This is a genomic window from Streptosporangium sp. NPDC002607 (assembly GCF_053592655.1).
Genome location: NZ_JBSFWD010000065.1, coordinates 1 through 20764, shown reverse-complemented (window position 1 = coordinate 20764; position 20764 = coordinate 1). Strand labels below are relative to the sequence as shown.

General features: G+C 71.9%; 18 protein-coding genes. 3 read left to right on the top strand and 15 right to left on the bottom strand.

Annotated features, from left to right (window positions below; translation table 11 throughout):
- Positions 1–5: 5 nt before the first annotated feature.
- The 3 genes from ACWD3H_RS41495 to ACWD3H_RS41485 form a co-directional block, all read right to left on the bottom strand.
- Positions 6–1589 (bottom strand): Na+/H+ antiporter, encoded by a 1584-nt coding sequence (locus ACWD3H_RS41495; RefSeq protein WP_451958915.1) that lies wholly within the window; start codon positions 1587–1589, stop codon positions 6–8.
- A 179-nt stretch (positions 1590–1768) separates the two neighbouring features.
- Complete coding sequence (locus tag ACWD3H_RS41490) at positions 1769–3034, bottom strand: hypothetical protein (RefSeq protein WP_451958914.1); 1266 nt, start codon at positions 3032–3034, stop codon at positions 1769–1771.
- 335 nt (positions 3035–3369) lie between these two features.
- Positions 3370–3699 (bottom strand): zinc ribbon domain-containing protein, encoded by a 330-nt coding sequence (locus ACWD3H_RS41485; protein WP_451958913.1) that lies wholly within the window; start codon positions 3697–3699, stop codon positions 3370–3372.
- Positions 3700–4008: 309 nt separating this feature from the next.
- Between ACWD3H_RS41485 and ACWD3H_RS41480 the strand changes: the two genes are divergently transcribed.
- Positions 4009–6096 carry an ATP-dependent DNA helicase gene (locus tag ACWD3H_RS41480; RefSeq protein WP_350916186.1) on the top strand — a complete coding sequence of 696 codons (2088 nt, stop codon included), beginning with the start codon at positions 4009–4011 and terminating at the stop codon, positions 6094–6096.
- 185 nt (positions 6097–6281) lie between these two features.
- Here the strand turns inward: ACWD3H_RS41480 and aroB are convergent, their stop codons facing one another.
- The 5 genes from aroB to ACWD3H_RS41455 all read right to left on the bottom strand — a co-directional run bounded on the left by aroB (position 6282) and on the right by ACWD3H_RS41455 (position 10711).
- Entirely contained in the window at positions 6282–7358 is a 1077-nt protein-coding gene (gene aroB / locus ACWD3H_RS41475; protein ID WP_355565940.1) for a 3-dehydroquinate synthase, read from the bottom strand.
- Positions 7355–7858, bottom strand: coding sequence for a shikimate kinase (locus ACWD3H_RS41470; RefSeq protein WP_451958912.1), 504 nt, complete (start codon positions 7856–7858; stop codon positions 7355–7357). Before ACWD3H_RS41470 ends, aroB begins: the two co-directional genes overlap by 4 nt.
- Positions 7859–7898: 40 nt before the next feature.
- Positions 7899–9077, bottom strand: a complete 1179-nt coding sequence (gene aroC / locus ACWD3H_RS41465; RefSeq protein WP_451958911.1) for a chorismate synthase — start codon at positions 9075–9077, stop codon at positions 7899–7901.
- 69 nt (positions 9078–9146) lie between these two features.
- Positions 9147–9848, bottom strand: a complete 702-nt coding sequence (locus ACWD3H_RS41460) for a prepilin peptidase (protein ID WP_451958910.1) — start codon at positions 9846–9848, stop codon at positions 9147–9149.
- A gap of 182 nt (positions 9849–10030) precedes the next feature.
- Positions 10031–10711: an RNA-guided endonuclease InsQ/TnpB family protein gene (locus tag ACWD3H_RS41455; RefSeq protein WP_451958909.1), complete on the bottom strand. Its 681-nt coding sequence runs from the start codon at positions 10709–10711 to the stop codon at positions 10031–10033.
- On the opposite strand from ACWD3H_RS41455, the gene ACWD3H_RS41450 reads away from it, so the two are divergent.
- On the top strand, positions 10701–11324 hold the full coding sequence (locus tag ACWD3H_RS41450) for a hypothetical protein (RefSeq protein ID WP_451958908.1): 624 nt from the start codon (positions 10701–10703) through the stop codon (positions 11322–11324). The genes ACWD3H_RS41455 and ACWD3H_RS41450 overlap by 11 nt on opposite strands.
- On the opposite strand, the gene ACWD3H_RS41445 is transcribed toward ACWD3H_RS41450, so the two are convergent.
- The 3 genes from ACWD3H_RS41445 to ACWD3H_RS41435 form a co-directional block, all read right to left on the bottom strand.
- On the bottom strand, positions 11245–11799 hold the full coding sequence (locus ACWD3H_RS41445) for an SseB family protein (RefSeq protein WP_350916173.1): 555 nt from the start codon (positions 11797–11799) through the stop codon (positions 11245–11247). The genes ACWD3H_RS41450 and ACWD3H_RS41445 overlap by 80 nt on opposite strands.
- A gap of 64 nt (positions 11800–11863) precedes the next feature.
- Positions 11864–12955: a barbiturase gene (locus ACWD3H_RS41440; protein ID WP_350916171.1), complete on the bottom strand. Its 1092-nt coding sequence runs from the start codon at positions 12953–12955 to the stop codon at positions 11864–11866.
- Positions 12956–12982: 27 nt separating this feature from the next.
- Complete coding sequence (locus ACWD3H_RS41435; RefSeq protein WP_355565961.1) at positions 12983–13891, bottom strand: carbamate kinase; 909 nt, start codon at positions 13889–13891, stop codon at positions 12983–12985.
- Positions 13892–14153: 262 nt separating this feature from the next.
- On the opposite strand from ACWD3H_RS41435, the gene ACWD3H_RS41430 reads away from it, so the two are divergent.
- Positions 14154–15035: an esterase/lipase family protein gene (locus tag ACWD3H_RS41430; RefSeq protein ID WP_451958907.1), complete on the top strand. Its 882-nt coding sequence runs from the start codon at positions 14154–14156 to the stop codon at positions 15033–15035.
- A 9-nt stretch (positions 15036–15044) separates the two neighbouring features.
- Here ACWD3H_RS41430 and ACWD3H_RS41425 read toward each other — a convergent pair whose 3' ends face one another.
- From ACWD3H_RS41425 to ACWD3H_RS41410, 4 genes are all read right to left on the bottom strand, one after another.
- On the bottom strand, positions 15045–15773 hold the full coding sequence (locus ACWD3H_RS41425; RefSeq protein ID WP_451958906.1) for a thioesterase II family protein: 729 nt from the start codon (positions 15771–15773) through the stop codon (positions 15045–15047).
- A 25-nt stretch (positions 15774–15798) separates the two neighbouring features.
- On the bottom strand, positions 15799–16011 hold the full coding sequence (locus tag ACWD3H_RS41420) for an MbtH family protein (protein ID WP_355565970.1): 213 nt from the start codon (positions 16009–16011) through the stop codon (positions 15799–15801).
- Complete coding sequence (locus tag ACWD3H_RS41415) at positions 16008–19799, bottom strand: amino acid adenylation domain-containing protein (protein ID WP_451958905.1); 3792 nt, start codon at positions 19797–19799, stop codon at positions 16008–16010. The genes ACWD3H_RS41420 and ACWD3H_RS41415 overlap by 4 nt, the downstream gene beginning before the upstream one ends.
- Positions 19796–20764, bottom strand: a 969-nt coding sequence (locus ACWD3H_RS41410) for a condensation domain-containing protein (RefSeq protein ID WP_451958904.1), incomplete at its 5' end; no start/stop codon positions are given. The genes ACWD3H_RS41410 and ACWD3H_RS41415, both read right to left, overlap by 4 nt.

The window sequence follows — 20764 nt, the reverse complement described above, 5'->3', positions numbered from 1 at the left end:
AGAGGCTAGTCGCGCTCCAGAATGGCCTCCTCGAAGTCGATCTCGTGGAGAACCCGGCGGAGCACCTCGTCGTCGATGCGCCGCTCGTCGCGGAGGCGTACGAAAACCTCGCGCTCGACCGCCAGCATCTCACGGCGGAGCCGCCGGTAGACCGTGCTGGGCGTCTCCTCCCCCTGTGGTCCCGTGCCGCTGCCCAGCCGCTCCCAGGCGGCGAGGGTACGGCGCTCGGCGCGTGCCCTGAGCTGGTCGACGACCTCCCGATAGACCTCGTCGACGCCCTCGCCCACCAGCTCGTCCAGCCGGGCCAGCGAGGCGGAGGTGGCCGCCTGCTGGGCGGCCGCCTCGGCCAGGTTGTCGGTGTAGATCTCCCGCTCGTTGGAGATCTTCAACCTGCGGATCAGCGCCGGGAACGTCAGGCCCTGGACCAGGAGGGTGCCGATCACCACCGAGAAGGTGAGAAAGAGCAGCAGGTCGCGGCCCCGCAGGGTCTGCGGAATGGCGAAGGCCGCGGCGAGGGAGACCACTCCGCGCATGCCCGCCCAGCTCACGATGGTCACCTGCTTCCAGGTCGGCGCGTGGGGCTCGCTCTCGCGGATCTTCGCGGACAGCATCCGGGGCAGGTAGAGGCTGGGCACGACCCAGAGCGCCCTGGTGACCACCACGGCGGCGAAGACGACCAGCGCCATCCCGGCGAGCTTCCACGGGTTGGCCCACTCCAGCCCTCTCATGATCGGCCAGAACTGCAGGCCGATCAGCGCGAAGACGATCGTCTCCAGGAAGAACCCGAGGACCCGCCAGACCGCCTCGGACAGCAGCCGGGTACTGAAGCCCGCCCTGGGCAGGCGATGGCCGATGTAGAGCCCGACGATCACCACGACGATCACACCGGAGACGTGCACGCTCTCGGCCGCCAGGTAGACGGCGAACGGGACGAGCAGCATGACGGTGTTCTCGATGAGCGGGTCGCGCAACCGGATCAGCACCCGGGCCAGGATCCAGGCGAGCCCGAGGCCCATCAGCACGCCGCCCACCGCGGACCGGGCGAAGTCGGCGGTGACCTCCGGCCAGGTGATGCCCCCTCCCAGCGCGGCCGCGACCGCCACCCGGTAGGCGGTGAGCGCGGTGGCGTCGTTGAACAGGCTCTCCCCCACCAGGATGGTGACCGTCTTGCGGGGCAGCCCGAGCCTGCGGGCCACGGCGACGGCGGCGACCGCGTCGGGCGGGGCCACGATCGCGCCCAGCGCGAACGCGGCGGCCTGCGGCAGCTCGGGCAGGAGCAGGTGGGTGATCCACCCGATGACCAGCGTGGTGAACAGCACCAGGCCGATCGAGAGCAGCCCGATCGGCCTGCGGAAGTCCTTGAGCCTCAGGTAGGAGCTGTCGACCGCCGCCGAGTAGAGCAGCGGGGGCAGGAAGACCAGCAGGACCAGGTCGGAGTCGAGCTCGTACTCGGGGAAGAGGGGCGACAGCACCAGGCCCGCGAGCACCAGCAGCAGCGGCGCCGGCCACCCCCTGCGCCTGGCGACCGCGGCCACCGCGATGCCGAGGACGGACACGGCCAGCGTCTGCACCACGGTCGACTGGTCCACGCCACCCCGCCCGGTAGGGATCGATCGGCTTCCGTGCCCCCGCGCGCCTCGCGAACCGCCCGGAACAGCGGAGCGCCGGGTTTCACCCCCGGCGGACAGAACGACGCTACCCCGGACGTGGATCTCGCGCCCGGGACACGACGGAACCCGCCTCCGGGGAACTCACATCCCCTGGAGAGTCACCACTCCCGGCGTTCTTCCCGGTCGTCACGGCGCCGTCCCTCGCGGCGCCTGTCGTCGTACTGGTGCTCGTCACGACGGCGGTCGTACCGGTCGTCGTAGCCCTGTTCGGGGCGGAGTCTCTCGCCCGTGGAGTGCGGCGGGTCCTGGAGGTAGGGGCGCGGCAGCCTCTGGTCGGGTGCGGACTGGCCTCCCAGGCCCAGCGGGTCGGACGGATCGACGTCCTGCTGCGGGTAGGCGGGTGGCGAGCCGTACAGGTCTCGGAGGTCGGCGGGGTGACCGGCCTGGTGCGGCTGCGCGGTGCCGAACGCGTAGGGATCCGGCTGCGCGGGGGCCGGGTAGCCGTACGGGTCGGGTTGCTGGGTCCCGTGGCCCCCGGCCTGCTGCTGGGCGGCGAACCCGAAGGGGTCCGTCGAGTTCTGCTGCCCCTGCCCGTAGGGGTCGGGATCCGGCCGGCGGGCGGGGTTGGGGAACTGGTCGGCGTGCGACGCGAACGGATCGACGGGCCGCTGCTGGGGCGGCACGCCGTACGGATCGGGCTGCTGGGCGCCGAACCGGTCGGCGGGCTGCTGCGCGGGCGTGCCGTAGGGGTCCGGCTGCTGGGCGCCGTACGGAGCGGGCTGCTGCGCGGACGGGTAGCGGTCGCCCGGCATCTGGTAGGCGGCCTCGCCGGGCACCGGGCCCGTACCGAGCGGATCGAAGGACTGCGGCTGCCCGTAGGGCAGGGCGTCGTTCACGATCATGTTCTCGCGCGGCACGGCGTCGGCGGAGCCGTGCCCCGGCGCCATCCGATCCTGAGACCAGTCGGGTCGATCCGGCGCAGGCATCACTCCCCGCGCGACGAGCACGTCGTTCGGCCCGAGCGCGGCGGCCTGGCGGGGCTCGTCCGGCACGGGGACGTGACCGGCCGGGTCGGGATACTGCTGGGGCTGGGCGTAGTCCTCGGGCCGAGGTCTGGCGTACTGACCGGTGCCGGGATACTCACTGTGGATCTGCTGTTCGGCGTGGGGGCGCTGCTCGGTGTGAACGGGCTCGCCCACCTCGTCGGGGTACTGCCCACCGGCTTGGACGAAGCCCTCGTCAAGGGTGTCGACCAGCCGCCCCACGTCGTTCATGGGCATGCGGAAACTCGCGGTGCACATCTCGCCACGCCACAGGCTCAGCACCAGCGTGCCTTCGTGCCAGGTGACCCGGAGCACCCGCTCCTGGCCACGCTCGTCAAAGAACACCTCGCCGAACGACGGCAACGGGACAACTTCCGACATGGAGGACATAATGTACTCAAACGCCCCAAACATCCAGTTCGAGCAGGGACTTTGCAGGGCAATCGCACCTCACGCGGTGCAATCGCGGTGCAATCGCGGCGGACACCGTCACGCCGACCATCACTCTCGGTCACCGCCTAACGAGCAAAGGGTACGCAATAGAACACCTAAAGGGGACTATATCCGAGCGTAAGCTCAAGAGCGGGGGAACCTGCTTCAGGGCCCAGATGTCCCCCCAGGCTTGACCCTCACAAGGGGAAGGCCATACGCCCAGGTCAGCTTCTCGGCCCTGAGGGCCGAGCCCGCAGTTTCTCGCCGTCGATGGATTCGACGGTTCAGGCCGCGTCGCCGGCAGCATGACGCACTGCCCGGCGACCGATATTGATCGCCGCGAAGTAATCCGCCAGGCCGGCGAGCCCGTACGAAACACCACGAAAGTCATCCCGGGTAGGACGATTCCGTTTGTCGATGTGGCCGCCCCCCGGGCAGGTGCGGGAGGTGTTACGCGAATCCACCGGCCACACCGCCACCCCGGCCGAAACCGCTTTGTACGTCACGAACGTCCTCAGTCGATGGAAACCCCACGAGTGCAGGTCGGCACGCTGCCCCTGCCCCTGCTCCTGCTCAGGCGAGGGCGCGAGCTTGAGCATTTCCGTCACCAGCACGCACCGAGTCTGTCACTCACCGCCACCGGACGGCACCGTTTTCCGCGTTTCCTCCCCGCCGTGAACGACAGGGCCTCCACCCGGCGATTCCGATGACCGAGCGCGAAAGCACCCCGGAGGAGATCCGGCAGGGTCCGGCGGGTCGTCTTTCCGAACCGGGAGCGGGACCTGTGACACGTGGATCACCAACTGGAGGTATCGGCCTCCCGGAGTCGGCCCGGTGGATCACGACAGGACCGAGGAGGCGGGGCGCACCGCTCCCGCCGGAGCCGCCACGCTTGTCGGAGCGAGCCGGTACGGTTGGCTGTCGTGCCGACCGACTCCATCACCGCTCCCGAAGACGTCTCCTCAAAGGTGGACATTCCCCCGGTTGAGGACCTGCTGAGCACCGCCGTCGAGGCGGTGGGCGGGGTCGAACGCCCCGGACAGATCACCATGGTGAGGGCGGTGCAGCACGCGATCGAGTCGGGCGACCACCTGGCCGTCCAGGCGGGCACCGGCACCGGCAAGTCGCTGGCCTACCTGATCCCCTCGATCAGGCACGCGATGACCTCCAAGGGAGCCGTGGTCGTCTCCACCGCCACCATCGCGCTCCAGCGCCAGCTCGTCGACCGCGACCTGCCCCGCCTCGCCAAGGCCCTCGCCCCGCAGCTGCCGCACGAGCCCACGTTCGCGATCCTCAAGGGCCGCCGCAACTACCTGTGCCGCTACAAGGCGAGCGCGGGGTGGCCCGACGAGGAGCAGGACCAGCTCTTCGACCCCCGGGAGGTCAACGCGACGGGCCGGATGGTCCAGCGCATCCAGGAGTGGTCGAACGAGACCGAGACCGGTGACCGCGACGAGCTGGTCCCCGGCGTCAACGAGCAGGCCTGGCGCCAGTTCTCGGTCAGCGCCAGGGAGTGCCTGGGAGCCACGCGCTGCCCGAGTGGCATGGAGTGCTTCGCCGAACTGGCCCGCGCCCGCGCCGGCGAGTCCGACGTGGTCGTGACCAACCACGCGCTGCTCGCCATCGACGCGATGGAGGACTTCCCGCTCCTGCCCGAGCACGAGGTGGTCGTGGTCGACGAGGCTCACGAGCTGGTCGACCGCGTCACCTCGGTGGTCAGCGGCGAGCTGTCGGAGACCATGGTCACGGTGGCCGTGCGGCGGGTCGGCAAGCTCATCGAGCAGCACCTGGCCGACCGGCTCATGGAGGCCGGAGAGGACCTCAGGGCCCTCCTCGCCGCCGCCCCCGCCGGGCGCCTCGACGAGCTTCCCGACGTGCTCGGGCTGACGCTCGCCCTGATCCGCGACTCGGCGTGGGCGTGCATCACCGCCCTTGGCCCGCGCACCGGCGACAAGGACGACCCGGAGGGTGCGGGACTGCGCAAGGCGGCCTTCACCTCCCTGGACGAGGTGCACGACACCGCGCAGCGCATGCTCGACGCCTTCGGCCACGCCGAGGAGATCGACCGGGCCGAGGTGGTCTGGCTGGAGGCGGGCACCGACCGGCGGCCGCCCCTGCTGCGGGTGGCGCCGCTGACCGTGGCGGGCATGCTCCGCGACAGGCTCTTCGGCGACCGTACGGTCATCCTGACCTCGGCCACGCTCGCCCTCGGCGGCGCCTTCGACGGGCTGGCCCGCCAGTGGGGCCTTGGCGCCGAGGGCGGCGGGAAGCCCGCCGAGGAGGACGAGACAGGCGAGGAGCGCGCCGCCCCCAAGTCCGGGAAGAAGGCCGGCAAGAGCCGGGCCGGCTGGAACGGCATCGACGTCGGCTCCCCCTTCGACCACCCCCGCAGCGGCATCCTCTACGTCGCCAAGCACCTGCCCCAGCCGGGCCGTGACGGCCTGCCCGAGGCCTACATCGACGAGATCACCGAGCTGATCGAAGCCGCGGGGGGCCGCACTCTCGGCCTGTTCTCCTCGATGCGGGCCGCCAAGGCGGCCACCGAGGCCCTGCGCGACCGGCTGAGCGTGCCGCTGCTCTGCCAGGGCGACGACTCCACGATGCTGCTGGTCAAGCAGTTCGCCGAGGACGAGCCGACCTGCCTGTTCGGCACGCTCTCCCTCTGGCAGGGCGTCGACGTCCCCGGCCCCTCGCTGCGCCTGGTCATCATCGACCGCATCCCCTTCCCCCGTCCGGACGACCCGCTCAGCTCCGCTCGCCAGCGCCATGTGGCCGCCAAGGGCGGCAACGGGTTCATGTCGGTCGCCGCCACCCACGCCGCGCTGCTCCTCGCACAGGGCGCGGGCCGCCTGCTCCGCAGCCAGCACGACAAGGGTGTGGTCGCGGTGCTGGACCCGCGGCTGGCGACGGCCCGCTACGCCGGGTTCCTGCGCGACTCCCTGCCGCCCTTCTGGCCCACGAACGACCCGGCGAAGGTCCGCAGCGCCCTCAAACGCCTCAGCGCCTCCTGAAACCGCCTCGGCCCCCGGCGACCCCGGCACCGGGATCGCCGGGGGCCGGGTGCGGCCGCCGGAGCGCGGGAAGTTCCGAGTCGCCCGTATTCAGGAGGTGCTCTCGGCGACGGCGTGCAGGGCCGGCGCGTACGACCTCAGGCCGAGGCCCGCGATACCCGCCGGGAGCACCGGTGTCGTGAAGCTCACCGGGCGATCTCCCGGTAGGCGGCTTCGAGAAGCTCCTCCGAGGGGTCGGACAGCGGGGACACCTTCGCCAGGTCGTCCAGGAGGACGAAGCGCAGCGTGGCACCGCGGCTCTTCTTGTCGAGGCGCATGTGGTCGCGGAGCTCGGGCCAGGCCTCGCGGCGGTAGGCGGTGGGCAGCCCGACCGAGGTCAGGATGGACCTGGTCCGCTCCACGAGGTCGGTACCGATCCTGCCGTCCAGATGAGACAGCTCGGCCGCGTAGACCATGCCGATCGCAACGGCCTCGCCGTGGCGCATCCGGTACCGCTCGACGCGCTCGATGGCGTGGGCCAGGGTGTGGCCGTAGTTGAGGATCTCCCGCAGGCCGCCCTCGCGCAGGTCGGCGCCGACGACGTCGGCCTTGACCTGGATCTTGCGCTCGATCAGCTCGCGGGTGTGCCGCCCCTCGGGGAGCCTGGCCCCCTCGGGGTCGTCCTCGATGAGCGAGAGGATCTTCGGGTCCGCGATGAAACCACCCTTGATGATCTCCGCGAGGCCGCCCACGTAGTCGTCGCGGGGCACCGAGACCAGGGTGGCCAGGTCGCACAGGACCCCCGCCGGCGGGTGGAAGGACCCGACCAGGTTCTTGCCCTCGGGGGTGTTGATACCGGTCTTGCCACCCACGGCCGCGTCGACCATGCCGAGCAGTGTCGTCGGCACCTGCACCACCTTGACACCGCGCAACCAGGTGGCGGCGGCGAACCCCGCCAGGTCGGTGGTCGCCCCCCCGCCGACGCCGACCACGGCGTCGGACCGGGTGATGCCCGCGCGGCCGAAGGCCGACCAGAGCTCCGCGGCCACCTCGACGGTCTTGGCGCGCTCGGCGTCGGGCACCGGCAACGGGACCACCTCGTACCCGGCCGCCTCGATCGCGCCGCAGACCGGGCGGGCGATCTCCGGCAGGCTCCCGGGGTGGATCACGGCGACGGTGCGGACCTTCGGCCCGAGCAGGCCGGGCAGCTCGCCGAGCACTCCGGTGCCGACCACCACGTCGTACGGGCTCTCGCCGGCGACCTTGATCCTGGAGATCGTCATGGCTTCAGGCCTCTCACGATCTCGTCGACGATCTGGCCGGGCTCGCGCTCGTCGGTCACCACGACGATCCTGGCCAGCTTCTCGTAGATGGGGCGACGGGCGTCCATCAGCTTCTTCAGCCGGCTGCGCGGGTTCAGCACGAGCAACGGCCGCGCCGAGGCCAGGCCCACCCGCTGGACGGCGTTGGAGAGACCGACCTCCAGGTAGACCACCGGATGCTCGGCCAGCAGCTCGCAGGTGGCCTCGGCGAGGATCGCGCCGCCACCGAGAGAGAGCACGCCGTCGTGCTCGGCCAGCGCCCGCCGTACGGCGTCGGCTTCCAGCTCGCGGAAGATCTCCTCGCCGTCCTCGATGAAGATGTCGCTCACCGGCTTGCCCGCCGTAAGCTCGACGTCGGTGTCGGTGTCGCGGAAGGCGACCCCGAGCCGGTCGGCCAGGAGCTGTCCGATGGTCGACTTGCCCGACCCCGGAGGGCCGATCAGTACTGCACGGGGACTCATCCGGCCTCCTTGGACCGCGGCTCGCCGGCCTGGCGCCCGCTCACTTGATCACCAACGAGGAGAGGTAGCCGGACAGGTTGCGGGCGACCTCCTCGACGGAGTCTCCGCCGAACTTCTCGATCGCGGCGTCGGCCAGGATCAGCGCCACCATGGCCTCGGCGACGATCGCGGCGGCCGGAACCGCGCACACGTCCGAGCGCTCGTGGTGGGCCTTGGCCGCCTCACCGGTCAGCACGTCGACGGTGGCCAGCGCCCTGGGGACCGTGGAGATCGGCTTCATCGCCGCGCTGACGCGCAGCGGCTCGCCGTTGGTCATGCCGCCCTCGACGCCACCGGCCCGGTTGGTGATCCGGCGGATGCCGTCCGCGGTGTTCTCGATCTCGTCGTGGGCCAGGGAGCCGGGGCGGCGGGCCGTCTCGAAGCCGTCGCCGACGGCGACACCCTTGATCGCCTGGATGCCCATCAGGCCGGCCGCGAGGCGGGCGTCGAGCCGGCGGTCCCAGTGGGTGTAGCTGCCCAGGCCCGGCGGCAGGCCGTAGGCGACCACCTCGACGACGCCGCCGAGGGTGTCGCCGTCCTTGTGCGCCCTGTCGATCTCGGCGACCATCGCCGCGCTGCCCTCCGGATCGGCGCAGCGCACCGGGTCGGCGTCGATCGCCGCCAGGTCACCGGGGCCGGGGATGACTCCAGGGGTGGTCACCGCCCCGCCGATCGAGACGACGTGGCTGACGATGTCGACGCCGAGGGCCTGCTTGAGGAAGCTCCGCGCCACCTGGCCGAGCGCGACACGGGCCGCGGTCTCCCGGGCGCTGGCCCGGTCGAGCACCGGGCGGGCGTCGTCGAAGCCGTACTTCTGCATGCCCGCGAGGTCGGCGTGGCCGGGGCGGGGGCGGGAGCGCGGCGCGTTGCGCGCCTGCCCCTCCAGCACGGCCGGGTCGACGGGGTCGGCCGCCATGACCGTCTCCCATTTGGGCCACTCGGTGTTGCCCACCCGGATGGCGACGGGACTGCCGAGCGTGCGGCCGTGGCGGACCCCGCCCACGATGGTGACGACGTCCTGCTCGAACTTCATCCGTGCCCCGCGGCCATAACCGAGGCGGCGACGGCGCAGCGCCTCGTCCAGCCGGGCGGTGGTCACCTCCACCCCCGCGGGCAGGCCTTCCAGGATCGCGACGAGTTCGGGGCCGTGAGACTCTCCGGCGGTCAACCAACGCAACATGCTGACAAGTCTTCCACGTGTCGCCCACTGGAATGGCCCCGGTTCACGGAGTGAGACATCCGCCGGCGGTCAGAGCGCGGTGAGGACCGCGGCGAGGGCGCCAATGGCCATGAAGGGGCCGAAGGGGATCTCGCTCTTGCGGCCCGCGCGGCGCAGGACCATCAGGGCGGCCCCGTAGACGCCCCCGGCCACCAGGCCGAGGAAGGTCCCGGCGACCAGGGTGTCCCAGCCCAGCCAGCCGAGGGCGGTGCCCAGGCTCGCCGCGAACTTGACGTCGCCCAGCCCCATTCCCGCCGGATTGATCAGGAGCAGCACCAGGTAGAAGCCCGCCAGGGCGAGACCGCCGAGACCCGCGCCGAGCAGATCGCCGAGGCGGCCGTCGACGAGGGCCGACGCGGCGAGCGGTACGGCGGTTCCCAGGTAGGCGGCCAGGGTGAGACGGTCGGGCAGCCGGTGGACGGCGGCGTCGACGAAGGACAGGGCGACGGCGACCACCGCCAGCCCGCCGAAGGCGAGCAGTTCTCCGGCTCTCCCGGCCGGGGTGGTCACCGCCTGGGCCGGTACGCCGGGCCAGAGCGCCCGCAGCGCGAGAGCGGCCAGCACCACCGCGGTGGTCACCTCCACGACCCCCGCCACCGGCCGGAGCCGCCCGGACCACTCCCCGTCGGGCACCGAGTGGCGGGCCACCACGCGCCGCGTCCACAGCCCGATCACCGCCCCCGACGCGGCCGCCACCAGGACCGGGAGGAGCGGCGCCGCCACGAGGCTCACGAGACCACCACCGCCCCGAAGACCCGGGGACGCCTGAAAGTACGAGGCGGGCTGGGGGGCCGGTGTGCCGGCTCGGCGTACTCGCTCACGGAGCGACCATAATCCGCGAACCCCGGCCCCGCCGGGGATCTGAGGGCTCGAATTGACATCCTCCCCTGCCTGAAGGGCAGGGGATTCCTGGCTCACGCTGCCCGACGGACCGGCGGCCCGTCGGGTCTTCCGCGATCAGCACCAGCCGGGTTGAGACCAGCCCGGACGAGCATCACACGCGCGGAGTTCTTGTCTCTGGGACAGACGGCTCCGCACGCGGTGCAGGTGTACGTGCGCTCTGACAGCGGCAGTGCGTGCTTGGTTCTCGCTCCGCACCCTCCGCAGTCCATGGTGGTGTACGCGGGATGCACCAGATGAACGGTGCGGTGGTGTTTGCGCGCCATAGCGATCAGTTCGCGCTTGGTGGCCGAGATCGCCGCATCGGCCGCCTTGCGGGCCATGGTGGACCTGGACAGAAACCTCGGGCTGAAGTCCTCGACCGCGAGCCGGTCGAAGTCCGCCGTCACCTGCTTGGCCCATTTGCGGGCGGTGTCCTGCCGCTGCCGGGCGATCTTCTTGTGCACCCTCGCGGCCTGGCGCCTGGCCTGCCGGTACCCCTTCGAGGTGGCCTGCCCGCGCTTGGGTTGACGCCGGGCCATCATCTTCTGGTAGTGGGCCAGCCGGGCGGCTGCCTTCCTCGATACTCTGCCTGCTGGAGGATGCCCTGGTCGCCGATTCCGGCGGATCAGCGATCCCTGCCCCGCTACGCGAGAAGCCGGATCCCTCTCCGGCCTGAAGGCCAGAACATCTTTTGACGACCCGGTGACGATCATCCTGGCCGTCTACCCGGCGGCGCTGGTCAGCGGCTCGGGAGGGGGCGGCCTGTCGGCCTCGTACTTCGCCGACCTGGGGTTGAACGCGCTGTTCGCGGCCGGGATCTACCTGCTCTGGCGGCTGATCAGGAACGCCCCGCCAGTGCTGACCTACCTGACGGCGGCCGGGGCCGTCGTGTCGGCCGCGTGGAGTTCCCTCATGCTCGGCCTGGCGACCGCCGGGCTCTACCTGCGCATGCCCGACGCGCGCTGGCTGGGGCGGGCGGTGAGCGTGGCGTTCGCGCTGTCGGCGTTCCTGATGGGCCTGCTGCTCGTCGGCGGGACGAACATGGGCATGGGGGTGCTGCTCGGGCTGGCCGCGTACGCCGCGCAGATGGTCGCCGCGCCGGTGCTCACCCACGGCCTGCCGCTGATCGACCGGGTGCACCTGGGGCTCGCCCAGCAGAACGGCGTGACCGCGGTGATCCTCGCCCTGGTCTTCGAGCGCGACTTCGGCGGGTTCGTCGCCGTGATCGCCCCGGCGATTCTGACGGTCAACCTCGTCCACGCGGTGGCCAACCGAACCGCCGACGCCTGGGAGGCTCGGCGATCTCTTCCATCCGTGCCACTGTGACCTCGGGGCCCAGCTCGTCAAGGGTGCCCGACTCGACCGCGGCGAGTGCCCGCAGCAGAGCACCCTCGATCACGAAGGGCACCGGGCCCGCGACGTCGATCACCACCGCGGCGGTGTTCTCGTGCACCGCCGCCTGGCAGACCTGAAGGATGGTGGCCTGGATGGGCCTGGCGTCCCGGCGCCACCGCCGCAGCGGCTCCATCCCGGTGAAGGAGAGCACCGCCTCGCGCCCGTCCGCGCCGACGAGCTTCGGCAGGGCCATCTCGCTCTCCTTCTCCTGCCGCAACCCGTGCTCGCCGATCTCCGACTCCTTCAACAGGGCGACCACGGGAACGAGCAGCCGTGTCCCGCTCAGCGCGGCGACGACCGCACCGGCCTCCGCCTCCCCCGCGGCGAAGGCGGCGAGCGCGGATGTCACGGTGGCGTCGGCGGCGCCGTCGTCGCCGGGGACCAGGGGCTGCGGAATACTCGGCACGAACCGGGAGCCTACCCGCGGTGGCGCTCGGGGAGGATTTCCGCCCCGCCCGAGCGCGTACCCGTCAGCCGAGGTCGGCGATGGCGGCCACCGGGCCGCCGCCGCTCGGGCCCTGGTGGACCGCGGCGACCGAGACGAACACGGCCGGGTCACCGGTGACGCTGGCCGCGACGCCGCCCACGGTGGCCTTGATCTGGCGGTGCCAGTGCACGTCTGAGTCGTCGAGCATGATGTTGCGGCGGCCCCGCACGCTGCCCGACGGGTCGGCCTCGCACTTCATGAAGACGTTGACCAGCCGGTCACCCAGGTCGGACGGGTGGGGGCGGTCGGGCAGCTCGATGCCACTGGAGCGGATGGCCTCCCAGATGCCGTCGGCGTCCAGCGCGTCCCTCATGACCGAGTGGCCGATCCGGTAGCGGCCACCGATGCCCCGTACGTTGCCGACGACCACGATCTGGGCCCGGTCCAGCTCGACGCCGGAGGAGCACGAGGCGACGGAGGAGTAGAGCGACAGGTCGCGGTGGATCTGGTCGGCGGCGGGCATCTCGATCTCACCGAGCGCGACGGCGATGCCGAGCGCGGTGGTGGAGTTGGAGATGTCCATCGACGGGCCGGTGTCCTCGATCACCACGTCCTTGCCGCGCGACTTGGCGTCGTTGATCGTGGACAGGGTGAGCAGCGGGGTCTTGGTCTGGACGTAGTGCACGTCGGCGGGATCGTCGATCCCGGCGAGCTTCATGGCCTCACGCACTCCGGCGGCCACCTTCTCCACCATCGCGGGCCGGCCGATGTCCTCGGGCAGGATCACATCGCTCATCGCGATGCCGACGCTCACCCGCGGCTCGTCACTCGGCTCGGCGTTCGCCGTGGTGGCGAAGATCGTGGCATGCGGGCTGAGCACGCCGTCGGTGCCTCCCGACCACACCAGCGGCACGCTCTCGGGGGAAGGATGTCCCTTGGCCTCCAGCACCTCGCGAAAGGCCCTGTCGGCCAGGATCCGGGTGTAGTCGTTCACCCCGCCGTTGCCCTCGGTCTTGCCGATCACCGCGAGCACCCGGTGCGCCTCGATCACCCCGTCGTCGATGAGCCGGGCCAGCCCGGAGGCGTCGGTCACGCTCTCGATGGGCACCTTGCGCACTTCAATGGGTTCCGGCATCCCTGCCACCTTTCAATCGCGTCGTGTTCACTTTCGCACCACGGTGCCGCTCTCGCCGGTGAGCGCCGCCCCGATGTTCTCCAAGGAGGTGATCACCGACCGGTCGCCGCCCTGCTCGACGAAGCGCAGCGCGGCCTCGACCTTCGGCCCCATGCTGCCGCCGGCGAAGTGCCCGGCGGCGTGTAGTACGCGCAACTCGGCCGCGGTGACGGCGCCCAGGGGTCTGGCCTGGGCCGTGCCGAACCCGACGACGGCCCCGGGGACGTCCGTCGCGATGACCAGGACCGTGGCCCGCACGTCCCGGGCGAGCACCGCCGCCGCCAGATCCTTGTCGATCACGGCCTCGACCCCGCCCAGCCGCCCTCCGGCGTCGCGGGCCACCGGCACGCCGCCACCACCCGCGGCCACGACGGTGAAGCCCGCGGCCACCAGCGCGGCGATCGCGGGGGCGTCGAGGATCTCCAGCGGCTCGGGGGAGGCCACCACGCGGCGCCAGCCCCGGTCGAAGCGGCGCCAGGTCTGCCCGAGCTCCTCGAAGCGACGGGCCTCCGCCTCGCTGAAGTAGCGGCCGATCGGCTTGACCGGGTCCTGGAAGGCCGGGTCGGCGGGGTCGACGAGCGTGCGGGTGACCACGACGGCCGCGCGGCCGTCGAGCGCGTTGAGGACGAGGGTGCCTATGGTGGCCTGCGTCTGTGCCCCGCACCAGTCGAGCGGCACCGGGGGCACGACGTGCGCGGCGAGCTGGTTCTTCAGGATCAGGTTGCCGACCTGGGGGCCGTTGCCATGGGTGAGGGTCACCTGGTGGCCGTCCGCGATGAGCGCGGCGACATGGCGGACGGCCTGCTCGACCGCGCGGCGCTGGTCACCAGGTGAGGCCCCGCCGTCGGGCCCCGTCATCGCGTTGCCACCGAGCGCGATCAGTACTCGTTCACCCACAGGCTGACGCTAACGGCCCCCACGCCTCGTCTCATGGGCACTCACTGCCCAAGGAAGGCCAACTCTTCGACACAATCCGCCAGCCGAGCGGTCTCCGGAGGCGTAGACGCCCCCGGCTGTGGCGGCGGGAGAGGGCGTTCCCCGGCCCCGCTTGTTGCGAGAGTGCCAACTTTGCGGCGGCAACAGGCGCGGGCAGGGCATAGCTCCGGTGCGGGGTGGCGAGAAAGGCTCTTGTCCGGCGTTCTTTCTGAGGAGAGATCGAGTGGGGCAGCTCCGTCTCGGCCACATCATCGTGATCGTCCTGTGTGTCGTGACGGGGTTCGCGATGCTCACCGTCGCGGCCGGCACGCTCACCGGCGGGCGGTCCGCGTCTCCGCCGCCCAAGGTGGACATGGTCGCCGAGGCCGGACGGCTGGCCTCGGAAGGACTGTCGAAGGCCAACGACTTCGACTGCCGGCCCCGCCAGGACGCGCCGTACCCGGTGGTGCTCGTCCACGGCGCGCGAAGCACGGGGGCGGCGACCTGGCCCGTCGCGGCCCCCTACCTGAGCAAGCAGGGCTACTGCGTCTTCGCCCTCGACTACGGCTGGAGCAACTCGATCAGGCGCTCGGCCCGGACGCTGGGAAACTTCGTGGACGGGGTGCTCCAGGCCACCGGGGCCGAGAAGGTGGCGATCGTCGGGCACAGCCTCGGAGGGATCGTCCCCCGGGCGTACATGCGCTCGGAGGGCGGGGCGGGCAAGGTGTCCGAGCTGGTCACCCTGGGGGCGCCGCACCACGAGCTGACCGGGGAGCTGCGCAGGAGCTGCGGCGGGGAGACGGTCTGCGACGAGCTCCACTCGGACTCGGCCCTGATGAAGGAGCTCAACACCCCCTCCATGGTCGAGCCCGGCGTCGACTACACCGCGCTCGGGCTGAAGGCCGAGCAGGAGGCCGCCTCGACCTTCGTCGAGGGGCCGCCCGAGCAGGTGACCAACCGGATGCTCCAGGACGACTGCCCGCTCAAGGGGATCATCGAGGGTGCCATCGGGCACAACCTGGAGGCGCTCGATCCGGTGATGCTCTCCTATGTCAACAAGGCGCTGGAGACTCCCGGGCCGATGCCTCGCGACTACCGGCCGGACTGCTTCGCGCTCATCCTCTGATCGGCTCGTTCATCCCCCGAGCAGCCGGGTGATCTCCCCGACCACCGGCGCGCGCTGCGGCTGCAGGTAGAAGTGGTCGCCGGGAAAGACCGTGAGGGAGAAGTCGGAGATCGTGCGGGCCTCCCACGACTTGGCCTGGGCCGGGGTGACCTCCGGGTCCGCGTCGCCGACGAGAGCGGAGATCGGGGTGTGCAGCGGGGGTCCCGGGCGATGGCGGTAGGCCTCGACCAGCCGGAAGTCGGCGCGGATGTAGGGCAGGACGATCTCGCGCATCGCCCGGTGGGCGAGGATCTCCACCTCGGTACCGCCGAGCTTGGCCAGCTCGGCGACGAGGCGGTCGTCGTCGTAATCCGAGATCGCGTTCCTCTCCCGGGGATCGTGCGGTGCCCTCACCCCGGACACCAGCAGCCGCGCCGGGGCGAGTCCCCTGGCCTCCAGGCGGCGGGTGACCTCGTAGGCGAGCATCGCTCCCATGCTGTGCCCGAACAGCGCGAAACGCCGGTCCAGCAGCGGCAACATCGCCTCGGTCACCAGGTCGGCCAGCGTGTCCATGTCCTGGGGCGACGGTTCTCCGAACCGGTCCGCCCTGCCCGGCAGCTGCGTCGCGTGGAGCTCGACGGAGTCGGGTAGCAGCGCGGGCCAGTCCCGGTAGGCGGTGGCCGACCCGCCCGCGTGCGTGAAGCAGAACAGCCGCGTGGTCGCCCCCGGGCGGGGGGAGGCGCAGCGCAGCCAGGTCATGCGATTCCCCCGTGCACTCGGCCGCTCACTGTTCCATCGCCCTGATCAGGCTGTTGGGCCGCATGTCGGTCCAGTTGGCCTCGATGTGGTCCAGGCAGGCCTGCCTGGAGTCCTCACCGAAGGCGACGGTCCAGCCAGCCGGGATCTCCGACCAGGCGGGCCAGAGAGAATACTGGCCCTCGTCGTTGATCAACGCCAGATAGACGCCCTCGGGGTCCTCGAATGGGTTGCTGCTCACTCTGTGTCCTCTCTGAGAAGGGCGGCGATCTCCGCAATAGGCCCGGGACTCAACATGTTCGCATGGTCGCAGGCGACCTGGTGATCATGGATGGCGCCGGTGACGTAAGGCTTCCAGTCGGCGGCCGTGGGACCGCCCTCCTCGTGGCCGTGAGCCGCGGTCACGAAGAGCACATCCCCCTCGAACATCCTCGGCGCGTACTCCTCGGAAATCTTCACACCGTTCCGGTAGTTCCGGTAGACCGCCGTCAGCGTCCGCTCGTCCAGCGTGGCGTACGGGCCGCCCTGCTCGCGCAGGAACTCCACGACGTCGCCGATCTCGCCCGGCCCGTCGTAGTCGATGGCCGAGAGCAACTCGACCAGCACGTCACGCTCGCCCGGGTTGATCTCCTGGCCCGGGTAGGAGTCGAGCAGCGCCAGCAGCGCGACCTCCTCCCCTCGTTCGCGCAACTCCACGGCCATGGCGTGGGCGATCAGACCGCCCATGGACCAGCCCGCCAGCCGGTACGGCCCGTGCGGCCGGACCTGGAGCAGGCGCTCCAGGTAGTCCAGGGCCATCGCCTCGATCGACGGGGCCACGTAGTCGGGCTCGGCCAGCACCCTGGCCTGGAAGGCGTAAAGGGGCTGGTCAGGGCCGAGGTGGCGGAGCAGTCCCGCGTACGGCCAGCCGAGCCCGGCACCGGGGTGCACGCAGAACAGCGGCGGCCGGGAGCCCGAGGCACGCAGCGGGAGCAGCATCTCCAGGCCTCCCTCTCCCAGGTCCCGCGTGCTCTTCCCCTGCGCGCGGGCGAGCGCCTCGGCCGTCTGGTGGGCGAACACCTCGCGCGGGCTGATCACCAGCCCCTCCCGCGCCGCGAGGGAGACCAGCCGGATCACCCCGATGCTGTCACCCCCCAGGTCGAAGAATCCGTCGTCGGCGCCGACCCGCTCCAGGCCGAGCACCTGGGCGAACAGCCGGCAGAGCGACTCCTCCTCAGGGGTGCCAGGGTCGCGCCCCGCGGTGGGGGCGGACCCCGAGGGCAGGGCGGCGCGGTCCACCTTCCCGTTCGGGGTGAGCGGCAGCGCGTCCAGGCCGATCACCGACGACGGCACCATGTACTCGGGGAGCGTCCGCCCGGCGAACCGCCGCAGTTCCTCGGGCGCCACGGTGCCGACCACGTAGGCGAGCAGGCGGCGGTCGCGGACGGTCACGGCCACCTGGACGACACCCGGGTGCCCTGCCAGGGCCGCCTCGATCTCCGCCGGCTCGATGCGGAACCCCCGGATCTTGACCTGGCGGTCGGCACGGGCCAGGTACTCCAGCACGCCGTCCGCCGACCACCTGACCACGTCCCCGGTCCGGTACATCCGCCCGCCGTACGGGCAGGCGACGAACCGTTTCGCGGTCAGCGCCGGGCGGCCGAGATAACCGCGGGCCAGCCCGGCGCCCGCCAGGTACAGCTCGCCCGGCACCCCCGGCGGGACCGGCCGCAGGAAGCCGTCCAGCACGTAGGCGCGCATGCCGTCCATGGCCCGCCCGATGGGCGGCGTGCCGACGCGGGAGACAGCGGAGACAGGGTGGTGGGTGGCGTACGTCGTGGTCTCGGTGGGCCCGTAGACATGGCCGAGCAGGGTCCGCGGGCAGGCCGCCAGTACCCGGCGCATGGCCGCGGCCGAGGCGGCCTCACCGCCGGTGAGGACCTCGGCGAGCGGCGCGAACGTGCCCGGCGCCTCCTCCGCGACCAGGTTGAACAGTGCCGTCGTGATGAACAGCGCGGTCAGGCGGTGCCTGGCGACGAGGCCGGCGAACGCGTCGGGCCCGAGGTCGCCCGGCGGCGCGACGACGACGGTACCGCCACGGAGCAGCGGCACCCAGATCTCGTAGGTGGAGGCGTCGAAGGCGTGCGGCGAGTGCATCAGCACCCGCCGGTGCCGCTCCCACCTGCGATCCGCGGCCAGGGCCACGACGTCGCGCTGCCGCACCGCGACCCCCTTCGGCGTTCCCGTCGAACCCGAGGTGTAGATGACGTACGCGAGATGCTCGGGGTGAACCTCGACCCGCGGCTCCGGCGGTGCCGGATCGGCCGGGACGGGCTCGTCCACCCGGACCACCTCGGCGGCGTGCTCGAATCCGGGAGTGCGGTCGGTGACCAGTACCGGAGCGCCGGTGTCGGCCATCACCCAGCTCATCCGGTCCGGTGGGTGGCCGTGGTGGATCGGGACGTAGGCTCCCCCCGCCTTGGCGATGGCCAGGGTCGTCACGACCACGTCGGCGGACCTGTCGAGCAGGACCGCGACCGGCGTCTCAGCGCGGACGCCCAGCCCGACCAGCCGGCGAGCCAGCCGGTCGGCCCGGCCGTCCAGCTCGGCGTAGCTGAGGGAGAAACCGTCGCCGACGACGGCCTCGGCGTCCGGTGCCCGCCGCACCCGCTCGGCGAAGGCACCCGCGATCGTCGTCGCGGCCCCGGGCACGGGCGGGGGTTCGGGGCCGTTCCACTCGTCAAGGATCCGGACGCGCTCGTCGGCGGAGAGCGGGTCGAGCCGGGCGAGCGGCAGCTCGGGGTCGGTGGCGACGGCCTTGAGGAGAAGGACGAGCCTGTCCAGGAGCCTGACGGCCTCGGCGTGGGGGACGACGTCGGGGCGGTGGTCGAGTCGCAGGGAGAGCCGCTCACCGGGGACGACCGCCAGGGCCAGCGGGTAGTGGGTCGCGTCGCTGCCCGAGGCACCCGCGAGCCGCGGTCCCGCTTCCACGCCCGCTTCCACGGAACGGCCGTTCAGGGTCGCGGTGTCGAGAGGGTAGTTCTCCAGGACCGTCATGGTGTCGAAGAGCTGCCCCAGCCCGCAGGCGCGCTGGATGTCGGACAGGCCGAGGTGGTGATGGGCGAACAGCTCGGACTGCTCCGCCTGGAGGCGTTCGAGCAGCCCGGCCAGGGTCTCGGCGGGGTGCAGCCGGACCCGGACCGGCAGGGTGTTGATGAACAGTCCGATCATGCGTTCGGCGCCGGGCAGCTCGGGTGGGCGGCCGGAGACCGTACCGCCGAAGACGACGTCGTCGCGGCCGGTCAGCTGGGCCAGCAGCAGAGCCCAGAGCCCCTGGACCGCCGTGTTGAGGGTGAGCGATCGGGCGCGCAGGACGGAGCTGAGGCGGCCGGTGAGATCCTCGTCGAGCTGGGCTCGGACGCATCCGGGATTCACCGGCGTCCGGGCGGCGAGGTCCGCGGCGACGAGGGTCGGCCCGGCGACCCCGTCCAGGGCACGGCACCACGCCTCCCGCGCGGCGGCCCGGTCCTGGCGTGCCAGCCAGGCCAGATGGTCGCGGTACGGCGGCGCGGGGGCGGGTTCCCGGCCCGAGTACAGCGCGAACAGCTCGGCCGCCAGCAGCGGTGTCGACCAGCCGTCCAGCAGGATGTGATGGTTGGTGAAAATCAGCCGGTATCTCTGGGGACCACTCCGTACCAGCACGAACCGCATCAACGGCGGCCGGGACAGGTCGAACCGCCGGGCCCGCTCCTCGGCGGCCACCGTCTCGGCGTCGGTCCCCGCCACCTCCCGCCACGGCACCTCCACCCGCCGGTGCACCAGCTGCACGGGATCGCCCCCCGCCCGCTGCCGGAACGAGGCCCGCAGGTTGGCGTGACGGTGCACCAGCCGACAGGCCGCGTCCCGCAGCGCGGGGACGTCGAGGGCGCCCTCCAGCTCCAGCACGAGCTGCGCGGTGTAGACGTCGGGCGCCGCCTCGTCGAACAGGGCGTGGAAGAACAGGCCCTGTTGCAGCGGCGACAACGGCAGGATGTCCTCAAGCTGGCTCACCGTGCGCTCCACTCCGCGTCGAGTTCCGCCGCGAACGCGTCGATCTCTTCCTGGCCGATGGAGATCAGCAGGTCCGACGGGGTCAGACCGTCTCCGGTGTGTCGGGACAGGCCGGTGAGGGCGGTGAACCACGCCTCGGCCAGCTCCCTGACCTGCTCCTCGCCGTACAGGCGCCCGGCCCACGACCAGGTCGCCGAGAGGCGCGGCCCGTCCGGCAGGTCCCTGGTGAGGGCGTTGACCTCCAGCGCGTGCGGGAGCGCGAGGTCGGCCGCGTGCCCTCCGCCCACCGCCTCCGACTCGGGCGCCGGGGACCAGTCCGCACCTGTGGCGGCCTCGACGCGGCCGAGGTAGTTGAAAGCCAGCTCCGGTACGGGACAGCGGGCCAGTTCCCGCGCGGTGACGGGGTTGAGGTGGCGGAGCAGGCCGTAACCGATGCCTTCGCCGGGAGTCGCACGGAGCTGCTCCTTGACCCGTTTTATCGCCCGCGCGGCGGTGGGACCCGAAAGGTCGGTCCAGTCGGCGGGGCCCGCGCCGATCCTGACGGGGTGGATGGTGGTGAACCAGCCCACGGTCCTGGACAGGTCGACGTCGGGGAAGATCTCCGCACGGCCGTGCCCCTCCAGGTCGAGCAGCACCTCCCGCTGCCCGGTGCAGCGGGTCACCGCCAGCGCGAGCCCGGCGAGCAGCACGTCGTTGACCCGGCCGCGGAACGCCGCCGGGAGCCGGGTGAGCAGCGGAACGGTGACATCGGCGGGAAGTTCGAGCGTGAGGTGGCGCTGGGTGGCGAAGGTGTCCGTGGACGGGTCCAGCCGCCCGGTGCCGCCACCGAGCGTGCGGGTCCAGTGATCGAGCTCGCCGGTCCTGCGGGCCGCCTCGTCGTGCAGGCGGTGTGCCCAGGTACGGAAGGAGGTGGGCACCGGCTCCAGCACCGGGACTCTCACCTGAGCGACCGCTCCCTGAAGGAG

Coding starts and splice junctions, on each gene's coding strand:
- aroB (WP_355565940.1), bottom strand. CDS start 7,358: ATGACGATCTCCAGGATCAAGGTCGCCGGCGAGAGCCCGTACGACGTG.
- ACWD3H_RS41490 (WP_451958914.1), bottom strand. CDS start 3,034: ATGTCGGAAGTTGTCCCGTTGCCGTCGTTCGGCGAGGTGTTCTTTGAC.
- ACWD3H_RS41470 (WP_451958912.1), bottom strand. CDS start 7,858: ATGAGTCCCCGTGCAGTACTGATCGGCCCTCCGGGGTCGGGCAAGTCG.
- aroC (WP_451958911.1), bottom strand. CDS start 9,077: ATGTTGCGTTGGTTGACCGCCGGAGAGTCTCACGGCCCCGAACTCGTC.
- ACWD3H_RS41425 (WP_451958906.1), bottom strand. CDS start 15,773: ATGACCTGGCTGCGCTGCGCCTCCCCCCGCCCGGGGGCGACCACGCGG.
- ACWD3H_RS41440 (WP_350916171.1), bottom strand. CDS start 12,955: ATGCCGGAACCCATTGAAGTGCGCAAGGTGCCCATCGAGAGCGTGACC.
- ACWD3H_RS41455 (WP_451958909.1), bottom strand. CDS start 10,711: ATGATCGTCACCGGGTCGTCAAAAGATGTTCTGGCCTTCAGGCCGGAG.